Genomic DNA, 15,891 nt, shown 5'->3' with positions numbered 1-15,891 from the left:
GGGAAGACCGCATCCGGGCCTATCTCCCCTACGGATACCGCCACCAACCAAAAGGGCACGAAGAAAGCTTCGTGGAAGGACCGCCGGGCAGCCAAGCAAGCTAGGAAACTAGCAAGCACGCGAAACAGCAACGTCCAAACTTCCGCCGAGATGTCCCGCCCGGACGTGTCCTGGGACGCCGGCCGCCGCTCCCGCACCGGATCCACCTACGGCCTCTACGACCCAGCCCCCGAAGGCGGGATCAGCACCACCCGGCAAACAGAGATCAGCAACCTCGCCGTCCCCTGGTCCCCCACCTCCTACAAAGGCCTGCTCTTCGGCCTAGACCTGGAATCAGGATGGGGCGTCATGCACGACCCGATCTTCGCCTACCCGAACACCGTGAACAACGCCAACGTCATCCTCATCGGCGACCTCGGCTCCGCCAAAAGCTCCGGCGGCAAAACCTGGGGCTGCCTGCGCCCGCTGATCCTGAACCGCAACGTCATCGTCGTCGACAAGAAACCCTCAGACTCCAACCCGGAAGAAGGCGAATACGCAGCCCTCTCTAGGTTCTTCGGGCGCGAGCCGATCACCTTCAAAATCGGTGGTGGCGGAGCCTGCCTGAACATCTTCGACCCGGCCATCTCCCCAGAAGTCGAAGACACCCGCACCAACGGCTCCGAAGCCCCACCAAGCCAAGCTCAGCTATTGCGTGCGGTCGCCACCGAAGTCCTCGGCCGGCCAGTGTCCTCCCGCGAAGGCAAAGCGATGCGCACTGCCCACCACCGCGTCCTCAAAGAAACCCATGCTACTGGCCGTACCCCCACCATCGGGCTAGTCATTGCCCGCATGCTCGCCCCCTCCCCGATCGACTGCGAGGAACTGCAGATCGACCGGACCGTCTTGCGCGAATGGGGGTACGATCTGGCGTTCGAACTGGAACGGTTCGTCGATGAAGATCTCTCCGGACTGATTGACGGCGAAACCTCAGAGAACGTGATCCTCGCTGACGGGTTGACCGTCTTCGACGTCTCCCAACTGCCCGAGACCGGGCCGGCGTTGGCGATCATCATGACTGTCATCAACACGTGGATGACCAACCGGCTCTTCCGGGCCAAGAACCGGCGCCAAACGCACTTCATCGTCGAAGAAGCCTGGCACGTGGTTCAAACCTCCGTCGCCAAAGTGATCCGCCGCAACCAGAAAGTCTCCCGCGCCATCGGCCTGTCGAACTGGTTCATGTTCCACCACGTCTCAGACATCCCGCCCGGCACCGAAGCCGAGGCGATCATCAAGGAATGCGACACCGTCCTGGTGTATCAGCAGAAGAAAGCCCCGGACGCTAGGGCTGCAGTGGAAATGTTCGACCTGCCCGCCTCCAGTTATGGCACGATCTTGAACTTGGCCACAGGCACTTGCCTGATGAAGATCGGCAACGAAGCACCGTTCGAGGTCAAGCACCTGCGCAGCGACGTGGAAAAGATCCTCACCGACACCGACAAGGCCCTCACCGCCCAGAAAATGAACGAGGTGATCACCGATGAGCTCGAACCCCACGCAGCGTAACCGCGAAATCCCCGCCTGGCTGATCATCGCCATCCTCGCCGGCCTGGCCCTGGTGGCACTGAACTGGGGCGAACACTTCACCCCTACCGGGACTGGGATCTCGTGGAACCCGATGGACCTAGTCCAGGCCGCCTTCGACGAGAACCTGGCTTGGCCGACCGCGTCGTGGTTCATCCTCGGCGGCTTCGCAGCCGTGCTGGTCGTGGCGTATGTGCTGTTCACCGAACTCTGGACTGGCTCGCGGGACGAGGCGAAGAAATTCACCCCGCAAGGGGCTGCGATTACGTCGATGATGGGCTTCACCGCAGCTTGGCGCAAAGCCCGGCAGATCTACGGGCAGCAGGTTACGAAGAAGACCGCCGAAGCGTTCATCGCCCTGGCGGTCTATGCCAATGCGTCGAAGAAAATCCCGCTGTATATCCAGCTGGAAGACAGCATGTGGGTCTATGCCCCAGCTCGCGGTGGCAAGACCTCCAGCATCGTCATCCCCATGGTCCTCAACGCTCCCGGCCCTGTTTTGGCTACCTCAACTAAACCTGATGTGGTTGCGTGGACTGCTATTGCCCGGGAGAAACAAGGGCAAGTGTTTGTGTGCGACTGGGAAAACATCACCGGCTGGCCCAACACCGTGAACTGGACCCCAATCTACGGGTGCGAAGACGAAGACGAAGCCTTAGAGCGCGGCAAGGCATGGGCTAACGCTGCCCCGATGGAAGGCACCAAGAATGGTTCCTGGTTCAGCGCCAAAGCCGGCACCGTCCTCGGCCGCCTCCTGCACGCCGCAGCATTGGAAGACCGCACCATGGATGACCTGCTCATGTGGATCTTCGACTCCCACAACCCCGAACCCATCACCATCCTTGAAGACCACCACAAATCCCGGGCCTTCATCCAGCCCCTGCGCGAACGCACCGAATCGCGGGCCGGCGAAACCGAAGACTCCATCAAAGCCACTCTCATCTCCCTCGCCGAACCACTGGTCACCGAACGGGTGCTCTCGCAGTTCCGCTTCCGGAAGGAAGAAGCCTTCGACATCAACACGTTCCTTGAAGGAGCGAACACCCTGCATATCGTGGTCGACGGGGAGAACTCTCCGTTGGGGACCTTGAGCACGATGTTCGCGGACCAGGTCTATCGGGCAGCACGCCGCAAATCCAGCCAGTACGCCTCCGGACGGCTCTGGCCCGTATTCCGCATGGTCCTCGATGAGGCACCGAACGTGGCCGCGTTCAGCAACATGGGAGAACTCATCACCGACACCGGCGGCCGAGGCATCCAAGTCATCGGCATCAGCCAATCCTTCATCCAGAACGAAGCACGCTGGGGCAAGGAAGAAGCCAAAACCATCGAATCCAACGCGAGCTTGAAGCTGATCTTCCCCGGCATCAACAGCGAAGACCTGAAAACCTACGCGAATGACATGGGAGTGCGAGACACCCCGCGTATCAGCCACTCCTCGAGCAAGACCGGCGGATCGATGACCCAAAGCACGGAGGAAAAAGCGGTCGTGCGTGCTGAGGAGCTCAAGCACCTGCGGTTCGGGCAAGCCACCGCCGTCTACCGGAACCTGCCGCCACATGTGGTGCATACCGAAATGGTGTGGCAGCGCAAAGACCATAAGGACTTGAAAGACATGAAAGACCAAACGTTGCGCAGGTGCGGAAAGATCTTCCACGAACCCACCCAAACCCATGACGGTAATCAGTCGGCAGAAACCCTTGGCGGTGCCCGATGAGCGAACCACAAACCCACGATGACCTCGTCGAGCTGATCGTTCCGCTGATTGAGCCGCTGATCGAACGTCAAGAAAAGGTCGAGCAAGGCCTCGCAGCACAAGAAACAGTTCTTGCGGAACTCACAAACCAGCTCGAACGACTCACCAGCATAGGACCTGAGCAGGAGGTTTCACCGTGGAATCTCTATGCGGCCAACCCGAAACAAATCAGTGAACTGCTGACCAAGATCAACCAGTGGCTGCCATGGATGAACGCAACCTACGGTGCAGGGCAAAGCACGAACATGATCCCGGCCTGCTGGTTCCTGCACCCGAACGTCGTTGCCCAGGTCGTCGGGTTATATACGTCGTGGACGGCAGCGAACTATGGGAGTGAGAACCCGAATAGTGATCTGGTGTATTGGAACCTGCGTTATCTGCCCGACGTCCTGGATATCGTGAACGCCCCAGCGGATAAGGGCGGGATGGCCGGCTGCCGACGCGAACACCGCGCCCCAGAACGGACGGATCCAGTCCCGGAAGCACTCACGGATGAGTTCGCACAGTGGCTGGCCGCCTCGTACCCAATCGAGCAACCGGACGAAACAAACGCCACCGAGCACACCGGAATTGACGAAAAATCTACGCTCTGAAGGTGGCAGGAAAGAGTTCCGATTACTCCTCAAAGACCTCAAAAAATATGGGTCTAGCTCGGAATAAGAAAACCTGATCCAGCATCCCATTTTCCTTCTACCGCTTTCCCTCCATGGCGAGCATTGGGCAACAGCGATCGTGAATCCACTGACCAGCTTGATTTCATTTATAAGTGAAAAAGGGGTATATTGGATGCACAGAGCGGACTAGGCCAGCACAGGACAGCCTAGGACAGGAAAGGATAGGCCATGAGTGCAACATTGCTGAGAAACGAAGTTATCGTCTCTTCGGATGACCTTCTGACTGTTCGCCGTGAAGTCGAATCCCGCTCTACTGGGATCACCGGCTTCGCAGCAGTACTTGCTAACGGGGAAACACGTGAGCTACCCGCCCAGTTGTCCAAAATTATTGATTTGGCATTTCATGCACTGGCCGCTAACGGAAGCGTTAGCGTCGCGACTTTGCCCGAGGAGCTTACAAGTAACACCGCAGCGGATGTGCTTGGAGTTTCCCGACCCACGCTACTAAAGATGGCAAAGGATGAGCAGATTCCTTCTTTCAAGGTTGGAACCCATCGACGATTCAAACGCGATGACGTTTTAGCTTTCAAATCCCAGCGGGAACAGTCTCGGCGTACCGCCATGCAAGAGTTGCTCGATATCGAAGACCAGCTCGAGGGCTAAAAACAGTCAAAAACATGTTGGGGCATAGGGCAAAATATAGATTATGCCCCAACGTGTTTTTGTCGATGCCAATGTCCTCTTTAGCCGAACGCTTCGCGATTGGCTTTTCCTCCTGCGTCTAGAATCGCAGGGTAGCCTGTTTCAAATTCACACCACATGGGACGTTATCACTGAATCTGGAGCAAGGCTTAGGGACAAGCATCCAGAAGCTGATGGGCGTCTAGTAAGCGAGCTGATCGAGAAGAGCCAAAAAATCTTCGATGAGATCCTCTCGGATTACCCTGGCGGTAAGGTCAGCGACATCGAGGATCGGGAAGATTGGCATGTGCATTATGCCGCCAACGCCTGCCGGGCTCAAATACTCCTAACAGAAGATACTGGGTTTACTTCTGAAGATACGTTCTACGAAGCGTACTCGTGCGATGAATTCTTTATGGAGATCAACACTTCTTCGCCTAAAACCGTACAAAATGTTACCGAAAATCAGGCAGTCTACTGGGGCAGGAAGAACGGTAAGTCTTTGCCTACAGCACTGATCGAAGCCGGTTGTCCACGATTCGCTCAAGAGGTCCAAGCTCATATACGACGTCTAGCCCTTAAAAAATAAACGCAGAACAGCAACCCCAGGGTCAGTATAGGTAACATCCACCATTCAAATACCCTATATTCCTATGCCTTTTCTCCCGCGGTCCACCGGTCTGGAATATCGCGGAGTCTAAGATTTGAGACTGAACCAGCCAGAATCCTGATTAAATTACAAGAACAAAAGGCTAGGACACATCTCAGCATCACTATTTTTAGACAAGATGCGGCCCGTCAGGTCTTGGTCTTGCTGGTCGGTCATTTTCACCAAGCGATGGCCGCCGCTGGTTGGTTTGTTGTTGTTTAATCCGTTGCAGCTTGCCCATGATGTCCTCGATAGCCGCTGATGCTGGCTCACTCGTCTGCGGGGATGCTTTGATCCGTGCGATCAGCGCTTCAGTGCTCTTTCGCGGCCGAGCACCTTCAGCCACTTGTTCACTGGCATACTGTTGCACCCCGTGAACAATCGTTTTCTCGCTTCTCCGGCTGGTGCCGGCGACGAAGCGGTCTTCCGGCGTGGGACGGTAAGCCCTTAGTCGGCTTGCCAGAGCGCTGGCCTTAGCCTCTGGGTCTTGAGGCTGTCTTGCGGTTGCAGCCTCTAGCAGGGGCTCTATAATGGAAGGTGAAGAAACGGAACTGGCACCGGCCTTAGGCCCGTAAAGGTTGCGGACTCCCGGATTCTGCTGCGGCACATGGGAGTTTCTTCTTTTTAACCCCGATTCTGCACCCAAATCCGCGGTCAGATCCTTGCCGATCGCATGAACATAGCGAATCGTCTCCACGTTCTGCACCCACTGGGTATTCCCATGGATCAACTCTTGGCGCACCGCCCAAGACACCACGTCCGGCATCCATAACAGCTTCTCGTTATACGGGGAGGCATGGCTGACGCTCATCTCAGAACCCAACAGCCCGCGGCTGGCCGCGCGCTTCACGACCAGCTGGTCCTGGTGATTTCGTCCCGGGTCTGAGGATTGGTTCAAGCTTTCCAGAACCAGATGCTGTACCGGCGAAGTACCGCGGTTCAGTTCATAGGCCAGACGTACGAGGCAGTCATCGCGGGCTTGGTTCTTATTGTCATCCTTGATCATCGTTTGGACGGTGACGACGCTATCGACCGGGGAATTATTGATATGGCGCAGGAAACCGGTGAGCTTGGCCGGGTCTTGTCCGAACTGCTCGGTGGCGTGAAAGAACCCGGCTTTCGTTTCAAAGCTGTCCAATGAATCCCGAAGGGTTTTCAGGTCTTCACGTTCGACCAGCACCGCGGTGAGCAGATAGAAAGGCTGTTTATGTTCGTCGTTTGAGGTTCCGTAGGTTTCATCGATCAACGCAATCGGTGATTTGCCGCGCTCATACAACGCTTCAAGCTGTTCACGGCTGAGCGCTAAGTCTCGGTTTTCAAGGTAGTTCTGTGCTCCACGGCCCACCCTTGGACTTCCTTCTTATCTCAGTGTTGGTCCAGCTGGTCCGCGGCGCTGCGCTTCATCGTCGTTGAGCTTGCGCTGCTGATCAGCTACTTGTTGCTGTTGCTCTTGGGTTTTGCGCAGGCGGGCCAGCAACTCATTCGCCTCAGCCGCCCCGGACCTTTCCTGGCCTGCATGGTTTTCGCTCGTACTCATGGCGTTCTCCTTCTCCTTCGGGGTGGTCTCGCTCGTGGTTTGGGCTCGTTGGCGTAGCGCCGCGATCTTCGCCGCAGCGTCTGACTGTCCCACTGTTGCGGCAGATTCATTCGTCTTCTGCTGGATCAGCTGTTCCTTTGCCTCGGCCGGCATTGGCTCGCGGGTGGTCAGTTCGGAGTGCTTATGCAGCGCCGCGGTGCGGTTGCGCAGATCCTGCGCCACCGGATTGTTCTTCAGGTGCTGCGTAGGCAGGAGAGCTGGTTCAGCGTCAGGGATGTTGTAGGTGTGGCGGTAGGCGGCGATTTCCGCTGCCAGCCGGCGCCACTCCTCAGCCCGGGCAGCCCGACCAGGCACTGGCCCCAGGTCCTCAAGCCATGCTGGTGGGTTCTGGGCGAGTTCTGCTCCGAGCCGCTGGTGCTCAGCATCAACCACAGGACGGTACGCTTCGATCTGCTCCTTCCACGCCGCAGGCAGGCGCGGGTCAGCCAACGGTTCACGAGGTGCGAACCACTCACCCAACCTGTTCGCTTCACGGCGCTTCTCGAACGGTGTCTGTTCCAGTTCGCGCAGCTTCAGCTCGGTGCTGATGCGCCGCAGGACGGTGCCGCTGGTGGCGGCCAGGTTCTTGTGGTCGCGGTCGCGGATTTCTGCTTGGGCCAGTGGTTCTGGCATGTCCTGTCGTAGTTGCTGCTCTGCCTGTAGTCGGCCCAGTGACCAGGACAGGTACGCTTCGTTGTTGTCCACGTCTGAGGGGATCTGACGGATCAGTTCGCCATCGGTGCGCTTGATTCGAGCCGCTAGCTCCTCCTCGGTCAGGTGACCATACAGTCGGCGGGTTAGTGGTGAGATCTTTTCAGTTTCAGCAAGCTCGACCGCGCTCTTCCGGTACGAGGTCCCGGCGGCTTCGGAGCGGTCCAGGGCGTGTTCTTTCAACGCGAGCAGGTGGTCTTGGTCGACTGCGCGTAGTGGGCGTTCGGCGGTGGTGAGGGTGGCTTCGCGGTTTTCGAGCAGGGTGTCCATGCGCCATGCGAGGATCGCGGCGATGCTGTCGGCTTCGGTGAAGTCGTGCTGGGAGTAGGCGTCCTCGATGAGGGTTTCCAGCTTCACCCCAGCTTCTTCGGCCCGCTCCATATGTCGGGCAACTGCGCCCCAGGCTGGGTCGTCAAGGATTGGCTGGGCGATCGGGCTGCTGAGGGTAGTGCACAGAATCTGCTCGTACTTGGCACTCTGGGCTTGGTCCACCAAGTCCCGATAGATCGTCCCTAGTCCCTCAATGTCTCGGGCCTGCTCGAATTCACGGCTAATGGACTCGTGCGCGGTGAGGTTCAGGTCAGTCCGCGCGGCAATACCGTTCAGAACCTCATCCGGACGTTCCCCTTCGGAGAGTCCCACATAGATGCGGTTGTCGTATTTGCCGCGGCTGGTCGCCACATACGCTCCGGCACGGTCAGTGTTTTTGGTCAGCAGTGCGTGGGCGGTGTCTACGGTGGCGCCCTGGGCACTATGCACGGTATCTGCATACCCGAGGATGACGCTTCCGGCAACATAATCGGCGGGGATGACAGCTAGGCCGTGGTGTTGTTGGTGGCGGGCGAGCAGGTGCCCTGATTCGATGCCTTCGACTATCCAGGAGTCGTTGTTCTTCACGAAGTCCTTGCCCTGGTGGACGCTGAGGCGGCGGTCGTTGTTCTTGGTCAGGATGACATCGCCAACATAGATCTCTGTGTCGTTCCGGCCGGTGATCTTCTGGGTTGGATCCAGTTCGTTGTTGCCCAGCCGGTAGGCTTGAGCCTTCTGGTTCAGGGCAGCGACCTGTTCGTTGGTGCCGGCCAGCATCAGGGAGGTGCGTTGTTCGTTGGTGTCTTTTTGCCAGGCAGCGAACACTTGGTCTGCCATGTCACCGGTGGTGCCGGCTTTGATCTTTCCTTCACTGCGGTAGTACGCCCACGGGTCGTCCTTGCCGACTGCGGGTGCTTCACGCAGAGCCAAGGACGCGGCGGCTTCGCCGAGGTTCGGTGTGCCATCGGGGTTCCGGAACCGGTGGATTTCTTCGAGGTGGGTGAGCTGTTCTTCGTGGTTGAGCAGACGCAGGATCCCGCCAGAACCGACGGCAGCGAGCTGCTTGTCATCGCCAATGGCGCGGACCAGGGCACCGTGTTCTTTGGCTTGTTCGATCAGGGCCAGGAATTGGGTGGTGCCGATCATGCCGGCTTCGTCGATGATCACCACATCCCCTGGCGATAGCTTGTCCTCGCTAGCCAGGAGCCGGTCGACGGTCATCGCTTCCACCCCGACTTCATGGCCCAACAACGTCGCGGCTTTGGCGGAAGGTGCCACGGCGATCACGTGGTGATCGGCTTGCTTCATGGCGTTGACGGCCAGTTTCATGGAGGTGGTTTTGCCGGTGCCTGCCGGTCCAATGCCTGCCACGAGGAGTTTGGTGCTGCAGGAGAATTCGCGGGCCAACGCCACCTGAGCTTCATTCAACCGGCCTTCGAAGCTGTCGAGTACGTTCTGGAAATGGTCGGCCGTGACCGCGGGAATGACGTCGGTGCGCGCGGCTTGCAGGACCTTGTATTCGGCTTCCATCACCGTCTCTGAGGTATAGAGGGCGGCGTGGGGTTTCTGGTACTTGTGCACCGCCACCACTGCTCCCGCTACCGGTGCTGGCACGGGCAGCTCAGGGGTCACTTTCAAGCTCAAGGAGTCAATCGCGGTGGCCCGGACTTGTGCGATGACTGCATCAGATACGGGTTGGGCTTGGTACTGGTTGGTGAGTTGGCGGCGCACTTCTGCTTCCACATGCGCCTGGTTCCATGTCGCTCGCGACTGCTCCAGTCGGGTGATGGTGGACTGCGCCAGCTCACGGATCTGTTCTTCTGGCAGCTTGTCGATTGGTGTATAAACAGGTTCCTGGCTGGCTGAGTATTCACGGGCGGCCGCGAACAATTCATCCCCCACCAAGGCCCCTGGAACACCTGAGAATTTGTCTTGCCAGTGCTCGGTGAGCTCCGAAAGGGAGAGCCCTTTCTTCTTCTCGGCCCGGGTTTCCAAGGTCGCTTGTTGGGAGAGCTTGATCAGCTGCTTCGGGCTCGGAACCCGCCCATGCTTCTCTTCAAACTCGTCCACGAGGTTCTTCAGCTGGGCTTTGATGTTGCTCCGGCGTGAAGAAGCGGCCTCAATGCTGGCCAGTGGGATACCGCCGATTTCGGTGATCGAACGCTTGCCTTCCACCGTGCGTTGAGTGGTGGCCAGGCCGAGGTCGCGGCAGATGTTCTGCATGACCCTTGCGTTGTAATGCTCCGAGGCAGATACCGCGTACTTGTGCAGGACGGTCCCGTCGATGGCACCCCACTTGCCATCCATCCCCATGACTTTGTTGGAGACGACGATGTGGTCGTGCAGCTGCGGGTCGCCATCACGGGAGTCGTAGTGCCGGAAGGTCGTGTAGATCAGGCCGCCATCCACGTCTTCAGAACGCACGCCGTTCTTGCCGCGGCGGGTGAAGACCGCATTGGTTTCCAGGTACTTCATGGCGTCTTCAATGGCCTCGTGATGGGCTTTCTCAATGACTTCTTGGACCTTGCGGTCGCTGACGCCCCAGAGGTAGGAGATGCTCTTGGAGGGAGAGAACACCATGTCGTACCCAGCTACCGCGTTCGAGCCCTTATGGGTTTGCCGGGAGATGAATTGGGAGAGTTCTTCCTTGTTCTTCGGCTTGCGTCCATAGAGCTTGTAGAAGTGTTCGCCGCCTGCTTTGGCACGCAGGATGCGGCGTTCGTCAGCGGTCGGTTCGCGGTGCTTGAGCCGGGCGAAGTCGCCCATGACGGTGTTGATTTTCTTGGCCAGTTCGCCGTCGAACTGGTCGAACCGCTTATATCGTTGCCCGAGCTGGGCTTGGATCTTCTCCCCCGACACCGGATCCATCTGGCCGGCTAAGGGGTGTTGTCCTAGCCCGTAGAGCAGTTCCATTTGCTCTTCGGTGACTTCGCCTTGCACGCCGAGGTTCTTCGCTCCCCTGCCGCCCCAGATGCCTGGCGGGTGGCCGGTGACGGTGTAGTAATCCCCGAGCTTCCGATCCGGTGAGCGCAACTCGTCAGCGGAGGCAACTTCACGGGTGTAGTAGAGATAGCCGTCCCCTGCACTGAGCTTATGCAGGGTCATCACAGATTCGACTCTAGCAATTCTGGCCAAACTTATCGAGGATGCAAGAGGTGTGACAGATCTACTCTTGATGGATCGGGGAGAAATAGGGCCGGAGGACTTCGACGATGCGTGAGAGATCTTGAGACGGCCAAATCGAGGTACGAGTGGAATGTGGCGGGTCAAGGCTCTTGCGTGTCGTCGATGGCACTGACCGGAGGGCTGCTACCGATCCATGAAGTTGGTCGGATCTGCATCCTTTGAGGAACGAAGAAGAAATAGTGCAGAACCGGGCAAAGAGATCTGGCCATCAAAAGAAGGATGTTTTTGGTGCGGTTTTGCATATGCGATCTTCGCTGTGTGCAGGTGCGTCCAAGGTGGGTTTGATAGGGTCGCAGCTGTGCCCAGGGCAAGTCTCTTGTGTGAAACCGTGGCCCGTTGTTTTCCACGTGTGGGCGGGTGGAGATGGCAGTTGATCTCAAAGCCGTCCACAGGTGGGAAACATCGGGCAGGACAGAGCCTGAGCGTCAGCGAAGCCCGTTAACGCGTTTTTTGGGTGGGGTGCGCGAGGGGTGTCCCCTCGCAAAATTTTGTTTTCGAGTTGGTGAAGGATGAAGTGTTTTGATGAGTAAGCCACGCAAGTCTGCTGCAGCGGTGGCCGCCCGAGAGAAGGCGCGGGCGAAGGCTGAGGAGATCACGCGTCGCAATGAGCAGTTGATCGAGTTGGCGGCCGCGTTCTTCATCCATGAGGACGAGATTGAACTGATCGATGAGGACACAGCGAAGAAGATCGCCGAGCTGCAAGCGGCTGCGGAGGCGAAGAAGGATAAGGCACGCGCTSCAGCGGCGTCCGTAATTGAGCAGATGCTCGGCACCGGTGAGTCGAAGAAGTCGATCGGTGAGCGTCTGGGGCTGAGCTCCTCGGAGTTGAAGAACTTCCTACCGGCAGCGGCTCCAGCGAAGCAACCAGCGCCGGTCGAGGACCAAAACGAAGACACTGCCCAGGACCCAGCTTCGATTGCCGCGGGGCAGGCTTCCGGAGTTGCGGCCAACGTTTAGGGCCGAGTGCTGAGCGTGGCTCTACATCTCTCGATGCAGCGAGTTTAAGCTTATGTGTTCGGCCCACGGTGGGCCATGGATTGCGGACCTCGACGCGCGAACACTCTTGTCTTCAGACAGCCTCATGCGCAATCCACGCAGCGAAGCAGCCCCGGTGCGTGTGCGCTGGAAATTCATCCACAATAGCGAGGCTGATATTACAGCCCATCGCCTCAGGCAGAATTCCCGTGACAGATCTTTGGCCCTGAACGCTCACGCGTTCAGGGCCAAAGTGTTGGGTTAGTTACCGAAGTCCGGAATGTATGGTTCACATAGCCCGTCGATCTGTTTGAACTCTTGCGGGTTCATCCCTTCCAATGCTTCTGGTCCGTCTGCTTGCCCGCTGGCCCAGTACCAGAAAGCTTCCTTGCTGATGGCCAGGTTGCGGGCCTCGCAACTGCGGTACCAGCGCGCGGTCACGTCGCCTTCCACATAGGTGCAATATCCGAACAGCTTCCCAGTTTCGTCTTCAGTTTTGGCGGCGGCGAAGATAATATATGGCCAAGATCCCAGGTCCCAACCCTCGCGGCCCCACCCTGGCACTTCGTGCCATCCGGTGCCGGCCAGTGATTCCATCCAGTCATACCCTTCGCCGTACATGTCGCGTTCGACAGTCGCTGGGACGGTGACGGTTTCACCGGTGTCCTTGGTCGTGGTCTGCATAGGTTTTTGCTTCCTTTCGCTTCACGGAAAGAGGGGCAGGTTGCCAGCCACCCACACGAGCCCTCCCCCGGTTGTTTTTTGCCTGCTGGCGAAATGAAATGAAGCGGGGCCAGCCGGAAAACCCATCAACCCGTCAGGGGTGCGCAATCCACGAAAATCTTGGGCCGAAAGAAGCGACGAAGGAGCGCGGACCCGAGAATTTCTGGTGGAGCACGCCCGAAGCGCAGCGAGTGGCTTGTGGGTTTGGAGGTGGCCCGTACACTCCGAAGGACAGCAGCAAAAAACAGGAAAAGACCGGACGCCAGGCCGGTCCACAGCCGGCCGCTCGCGTTCGGCTGACGTTTACGCGAGTCCAATGCAAGCTATGCAAAACGATCTCTTGCCCAATGCAATACCAAATGACCTGACAGACAATTCGCCCCACCGGCTGGATTGAAGGTCAAGGAACCACGCTGCCTGGCCTGGCCAACGTGTAAAGCTTGCTTTGTTTGACAGCGGGCACTGAACCTTAAGCAGTTGCACCATGCGATGCTTTCAGCCCCGAGACCCACTACGCTGGAGACTTTGGATTCCGCGCGGTTCAGCACCGCTGAAACGGAGCAACACGGCTGGAAGGTGCAAGCCATGAGTAACGCAGCAACCCAAATTCTTAGACAGCTTCATGGCCCTGAAACTCGTGCCTACGCAGAACAGTGCAAGTCCGAAGGCAAATCATCGTCTGAAGGCCGGGGAATTTTGAAAGGGTATTTAGGTAGGCGCCTGTATCGCTTATTAAACGATCTTCATTCGTTGTCTGGCGTCCCGATATTGGCTGGTTGACGATATAGAAGATTCGGATCATTGTTTAGACAGGGGAAAAACACGATGCCGAGATTGGTCGGCCGACTGTCCCTATGATCCTCTTTTAGGGAATATCAAAAACATAACGAGGGAATACATCGTCGCCTCCACGTTGCCTCTTGCGTTGCAAGAGTTGGAGGGTAGCAAAACGGGATATGGCAGCGTCAGGGCCCCGTGGCCTCCGATATATCAGCAAAGGTAATCATTTCTGGGTTGGGGCTTCCCTGGAAGACCACAGTTCCTTAACGTACTAGTATATTTTCAGAACGGCGCTGGACAGTCTCAGAGATCTCATTCCCCTTCCCAAAGACGTGGCAGAGGCATTTCGCTAGGCATGTAAGAGCGGCGTGCCCCTTGATCTGCGCGGTAAGGAGAGTTCCAGTCTTTGCAGTGACTCGGGAATAACCGAACAAATGCGCTCATGGAGTTAAATAAATAGCGACCCTTGCTAGCCCTCCGATAGGAAATCTGTGAGTTCGCTGGGTCAGAGAACTCAGATCCCCATCATTGCGGGATTGCGCCCGCGGAGCCGGCGATACCCTAGGCCCACTCTGAAGGCATCAGCCCAGAACACGGCCGATGCTGCACCGCCGAGCTGTCTAGAAGCTCATAATCATTTAGATCGCATCCACGATGATCACGGTGATCACCGGCTTGCGCCGCAGCGCACGATCCGTCCACCTCGTGAGCGCCTCGACAACTATGCCCTCGACGGAAGATCCAGCCTTGAAGCCCTTGGCCCCGGAGCAGGCCTTCTGCACTACGCCGGTGGCTTTGCTGCGTTCTTGCGCGGAGAATTTGAATCCCACCGGGAAGAACTCCGGCGCTTCCTCCAGGACGCCGGTCTCCGGGTCCAAGATAACTAGGACGCTCAACGCGCCGTCTTCGGCCAGGCGAACGCGGTCCTGGAGGGATTCCTCGGTGGCGGCGCCGGCGACCATGTTCTCGACGTATACGTAGTCGGCCGGAATGCTGCCGGCAACGCGTGCGCGGCCGTTGACGAGGTCGACAACGGTTCCGTCCTGGGTGATCAACACGTTGTCAGGATCGACTCCGGTGCGGATCGCCAGCTCGGCATTGGCCTTCAAATGGCGTGGTTCTCCGTGCACAGGCATGACGTTCTTGGGCCGGACCAGGTTGTAGCAGTAGACCAGTTCTCCGGCCGAGGCATGCCCGGAGACATGCACCTTCGCATTGCCCTTGTGCACGACGTTGGCGCCAAGCTTGGTCAGGTCGTTGATGAGGCGGTAGATCGCCGTCTCGTTGCCCGGGATAAGGGAGGACGCCAGCAGGATCGTGTCATCCTGGACGAGGTCAATGACATGGTCCTGGCTGGCCATCCGCGCCAGTGCCGCCATGGGCTCGCCCTGGGAACCCGTGCAGATGATGACTACTTTTTCCGGTGCCATTTTTTCGGCCGCCTTGAACTCCACCAGAACCCCGCGTGGGATTTTCAGGTAGCCCAGTTCTTTCGCGGTCCCCATGTTCCGGACCATGGATCTGCCCACGAAGGCGACCTTGCGCCCGTGCTGATGCGCGGAATTGATAACCTGCTGGATGCGGTGCACATGCGAGGCGAAGCTGGAGACTATGACTCGGCGTGGCGCGGTGCGCATGACGGTGTCGATGGCCGGTGCGAGGTCGGCTTCAGCTGCCATGAAACCCGGGACATCGGCGTTGGTGGAATCCACGAGGAACAGGTCCACGCCTTCTTCGCCCAGTCGGGCGAAACCGGCCAGATCGGTGATACGGCGGTCCAGCGGGAACTGGTCCATCTTGAAGTCGCCGGTATGCAGGATCTTCCCGGCCGGAGTGGTGATGGCCACGGCGAGACCATCGGGAATGGAGTGGTTCACGGCCAGGAATTCGAGGTCGAATGGGCCGACTTTTTTCTTCTCCCCTTCCTTGACTTGAACCGTCTTTGGGGTGATTCGGTGCTCCTGCAGTTTCGTTTTCACGAAGGCCAGGCTCAGCCGTGCCGAGATCAGTGGGATATCGCTTCGCTCGCGGAGCAAATAGGGGATCCCTCCGATGTGATCCTCGTGGCCGTGGGTAATCACTAGGCCAACGATATCGTCCAGACGGTCTCGGAGAGCCGAAAAATCGGGCAGGATCACGTCTACACCGGGATGATGCTCCTCGGGAAACAGGACGCCGCAATCAACGATCAGCAGCTTGCCAGCGTATTCGAAGACCGTCATATTGCGGCCGATCTCACCGAGGCCACCCAAGGGGGTGATCCGCATGGTTCCCGCGGCGAGGGGGTGTGGCGGTGAATGTCGTTTTCTGGTCATGAAAAACCGTTCTCTAGTTGTGACTGTGGGGGTACTGCCAATGGGCGCCG

The 15,891-nt window shown here is 58.2% G+C and carries 10 protein-coding genes and 1 pseudogene; 7 read left to right on the top strand and 4 right to left on the bottom strand.

The window, feature by feature from the left end; all coding sequences use genetic code 11:
• Positions 1-150: 150 nt before the first annotated feature.
• The 5 genes from AB4Y71_RS15880 (at position 151) to AB4Y71_RS15860 (ending at position 5,206) form a co-directional block, all read left to right on the top strand.
• Positions 151-1,548: an ATP/GTP-binding protein gene (locus AB4Y71_RS15880; RefSeq protein ID WP_441721877.1), complete on the top strand. Its 1,398-nt coding sequence runs from the start codon at positions 151-153 to the stop codon at positions 1,546-1,548.
• A complete protein-coding gene (locus tag AB4Y71_RS15875; RefSeq protein WP_441721874.1) occupies positions 1,523-3,283 on the top strand; it encodes a type IV secretory system conjugative DNA transfer family protein in 1,761 nt (586 codons plus the stop codon). The genes AB4Y71_RS15880 and AB4Y71_RS15875 overlap by 26 nt, the downstream gene beginning before the upstream one ends.
• A complete protein-coding gene (locus AB4Y71_RS15870) occupies positions 3,280-3,915 on the top strand; it encodes a DUF4913 domain-containing protein (RefSeq protein ID WP_441721871.1) in 636 nt (211 codons plus the stop codon). The genes AB4Y71_RS15875 and AB4Y71_RS15870 overlap by 4 nt, the downstream gene beginning before the upstream one ends.
• Positions 3,916-4,164: 249 nt before the next feature.
• Entirely contained in the window at positions 4,165-4,599 is a 435-nt protein-coding gene (locus tag AB4Y71_RS15865; RefSeq protein WP_441686406.1) for a helix-turn-helix domain-containing protein, read from the top strand.
• Positions 4,600-4,642: 43 nt separating this feature from the next.
• Positions 4,643-5,206, top strand: a complete 564-nt coding sequence (locus AB4Y71_RS15860) for a PIN domain-containing protein (RefSeq protein ID WP_441721868.1) — start codon at positions 4,643-4,645, stop codon at positions 5,204-5,206.
• 190 nt (positions 5,207-5,396) lie between these two features.
• Here AB4Y71_RS15860 and AB4Y71_RS15855 read toward each other — a convergent pair whose 3' ends face one another.
• Positions 5,397-6,611, bottom strand: coding sequence for a hypothetical protein (locus AB4Y71_RS15855; RefSeq protein ID WP_441721866.1), 1,215 nt, complete (start codon positions 6,609-6,611; stop codon positions 5,397-5,399).
• Between the two features lie 15 nt (positions 6,612-6,626).
• Positions 6,627-10,967, bottom strand: coding sequence for a MobF family relaxase (gene mobF, locus AB4Y71_RS15850; RefSeq protein ID WP_441721949.1), 4,341 nt, complete (start codon positions 10,965-10,967; stop codon positions 6,627-6,629).
• A 603-nt stretch (positions 10,968-11,570) separates the two neighbouring features.
• Here mobF and AB4Y71_RS15845 point away from each other — a divergent pair.
• Complete coding sequence (locus tag AB4Y71_RS15845) at positions 11,571-12,005, top strand: hypothetical protein (RefSeq protein WP_441721864.1); 435 nt, start codon at positions 11,571-11,573, stop codon at positions 12,003-12,005.
• A gap of 279 nt (positions 12,006-12,284) precedes the next feature.
• Here AB4Y71_RS15845 and AB4Y71_RS15840 read toward each other — a convergent pair whose 3' ends face one another.
• Positions 12,285-12,707 carry a hypothetical protein gene (locus AB4Y71_RS15840; RefSeq protein WP_441721861.1) on the bottom strand — a complete coding sequence of 141 codons (423 nt, stop codon included), beginning with the start codon at positions 12,705-12,707 and terminating at the stop codon, positions 12,285-12,287.
• Between the two features lie 645 nt (positions 12,708-13,352).
• On the opposite strand from AB4Y71_RS15840, the pseudogene AB4Y71_RS15835 reads away from it, so the two are divergent.
• Positions 13,353-13,526: pseudogene (locus AB4Y71_RS15835) on the top strand (IS110 family transposase); the annotation flags it as partial.
• A 638-nt stretch (positions 13,527-14,164) separates the two neighbouring features.
• Here AB4Y71_RS15835 and AB4Y71_RS15830 read toward each other — a convergent pair.
• Entirely contained in the window at positions 14,165-15,793 is a 1,629-nt protein-coding gene (locus tag AB4Y71_RS15830; protein WP_441721858.1) for a ribonuclease J, read from the bottom strand.
• Positions 15,794-15,891 lie beyond the last annotated feature (98 nt).

Source organism: Glutamicibacter sp. MCAF14 (assembly GCF_052114325.1).
Classification (GTDB): Bacteria; Actinomycetota; Actinomycetes; order Actinomycetales; family Micrococcaceae; genus Glutamicibacter; species Glutamicibacter arilaitensis.
Note: the sequence above shows the minus strand (reverse complement) of the source record. Positions and strands in the feature narration are given on the sequence as shown.

Excerpts from the sequence above, each read along its gene's own strand:
- AB4Y71_RS15880 (WP_441721877.1), top strand. The coding sequence starts at position 151 with ATGTCCCGCCCGGACGTGTCCTGGGACGCCGGCCGCCGCTCCCGCACC.
- AB4Y71_RS15875 (WP_441721874.1), top strand. The coding sequence starts at position 1,523 with ATGAGCTCGAACCCCACGCAGCGTAACCGCGAAATCCCCGCCTGGCTG.
- AB4Y71_RS15870 (WP_441721871.1), top strand. The coding sequence starts at position 3,280 with ATGAGCGAACCACAAACCCACGATGACCTCGTCGAGCTGATCGTTCCG.
- AB4Y71_RS15865 (WP_441686406.1), top strand. The coding sequence starts at position 4,165 with ATGAGTGCAACATTGCTGAGAAACGAAGTTATCGTCTCTTCGGATGAC.
- AB4Y71_RS15860 (WP_441721868.1), top strand. The coding sequence starts at position 4,643 with ATGCCCCAACGTGTTTTTGTCGATGCCAATGTCCTCTTTAGCCGAACG.
- mobF (WP_441721949.1), bottom strand. The coding sequence starts at position 10,967 with ATGACCCTGCATAAGCTCAGTGCAGGGGACGGCTATCTCTACTACACC.
- AB4Y71_RS15840 (WP_441721861.1), bottom strand. The coding sequence starts at position 12,707 with ATGCAGACCACGACCAAGGACACCGGTGAAACCGTCACCGTCCCAGCG.
- AB4Y71_RS15830 (WP_441721858.1), bottom strand. The coding sequence starts at position 15,793 with ATGCGGATCACCCCCTTGGGTGGCCTCGGTGAGATCGGCCGCAATATG.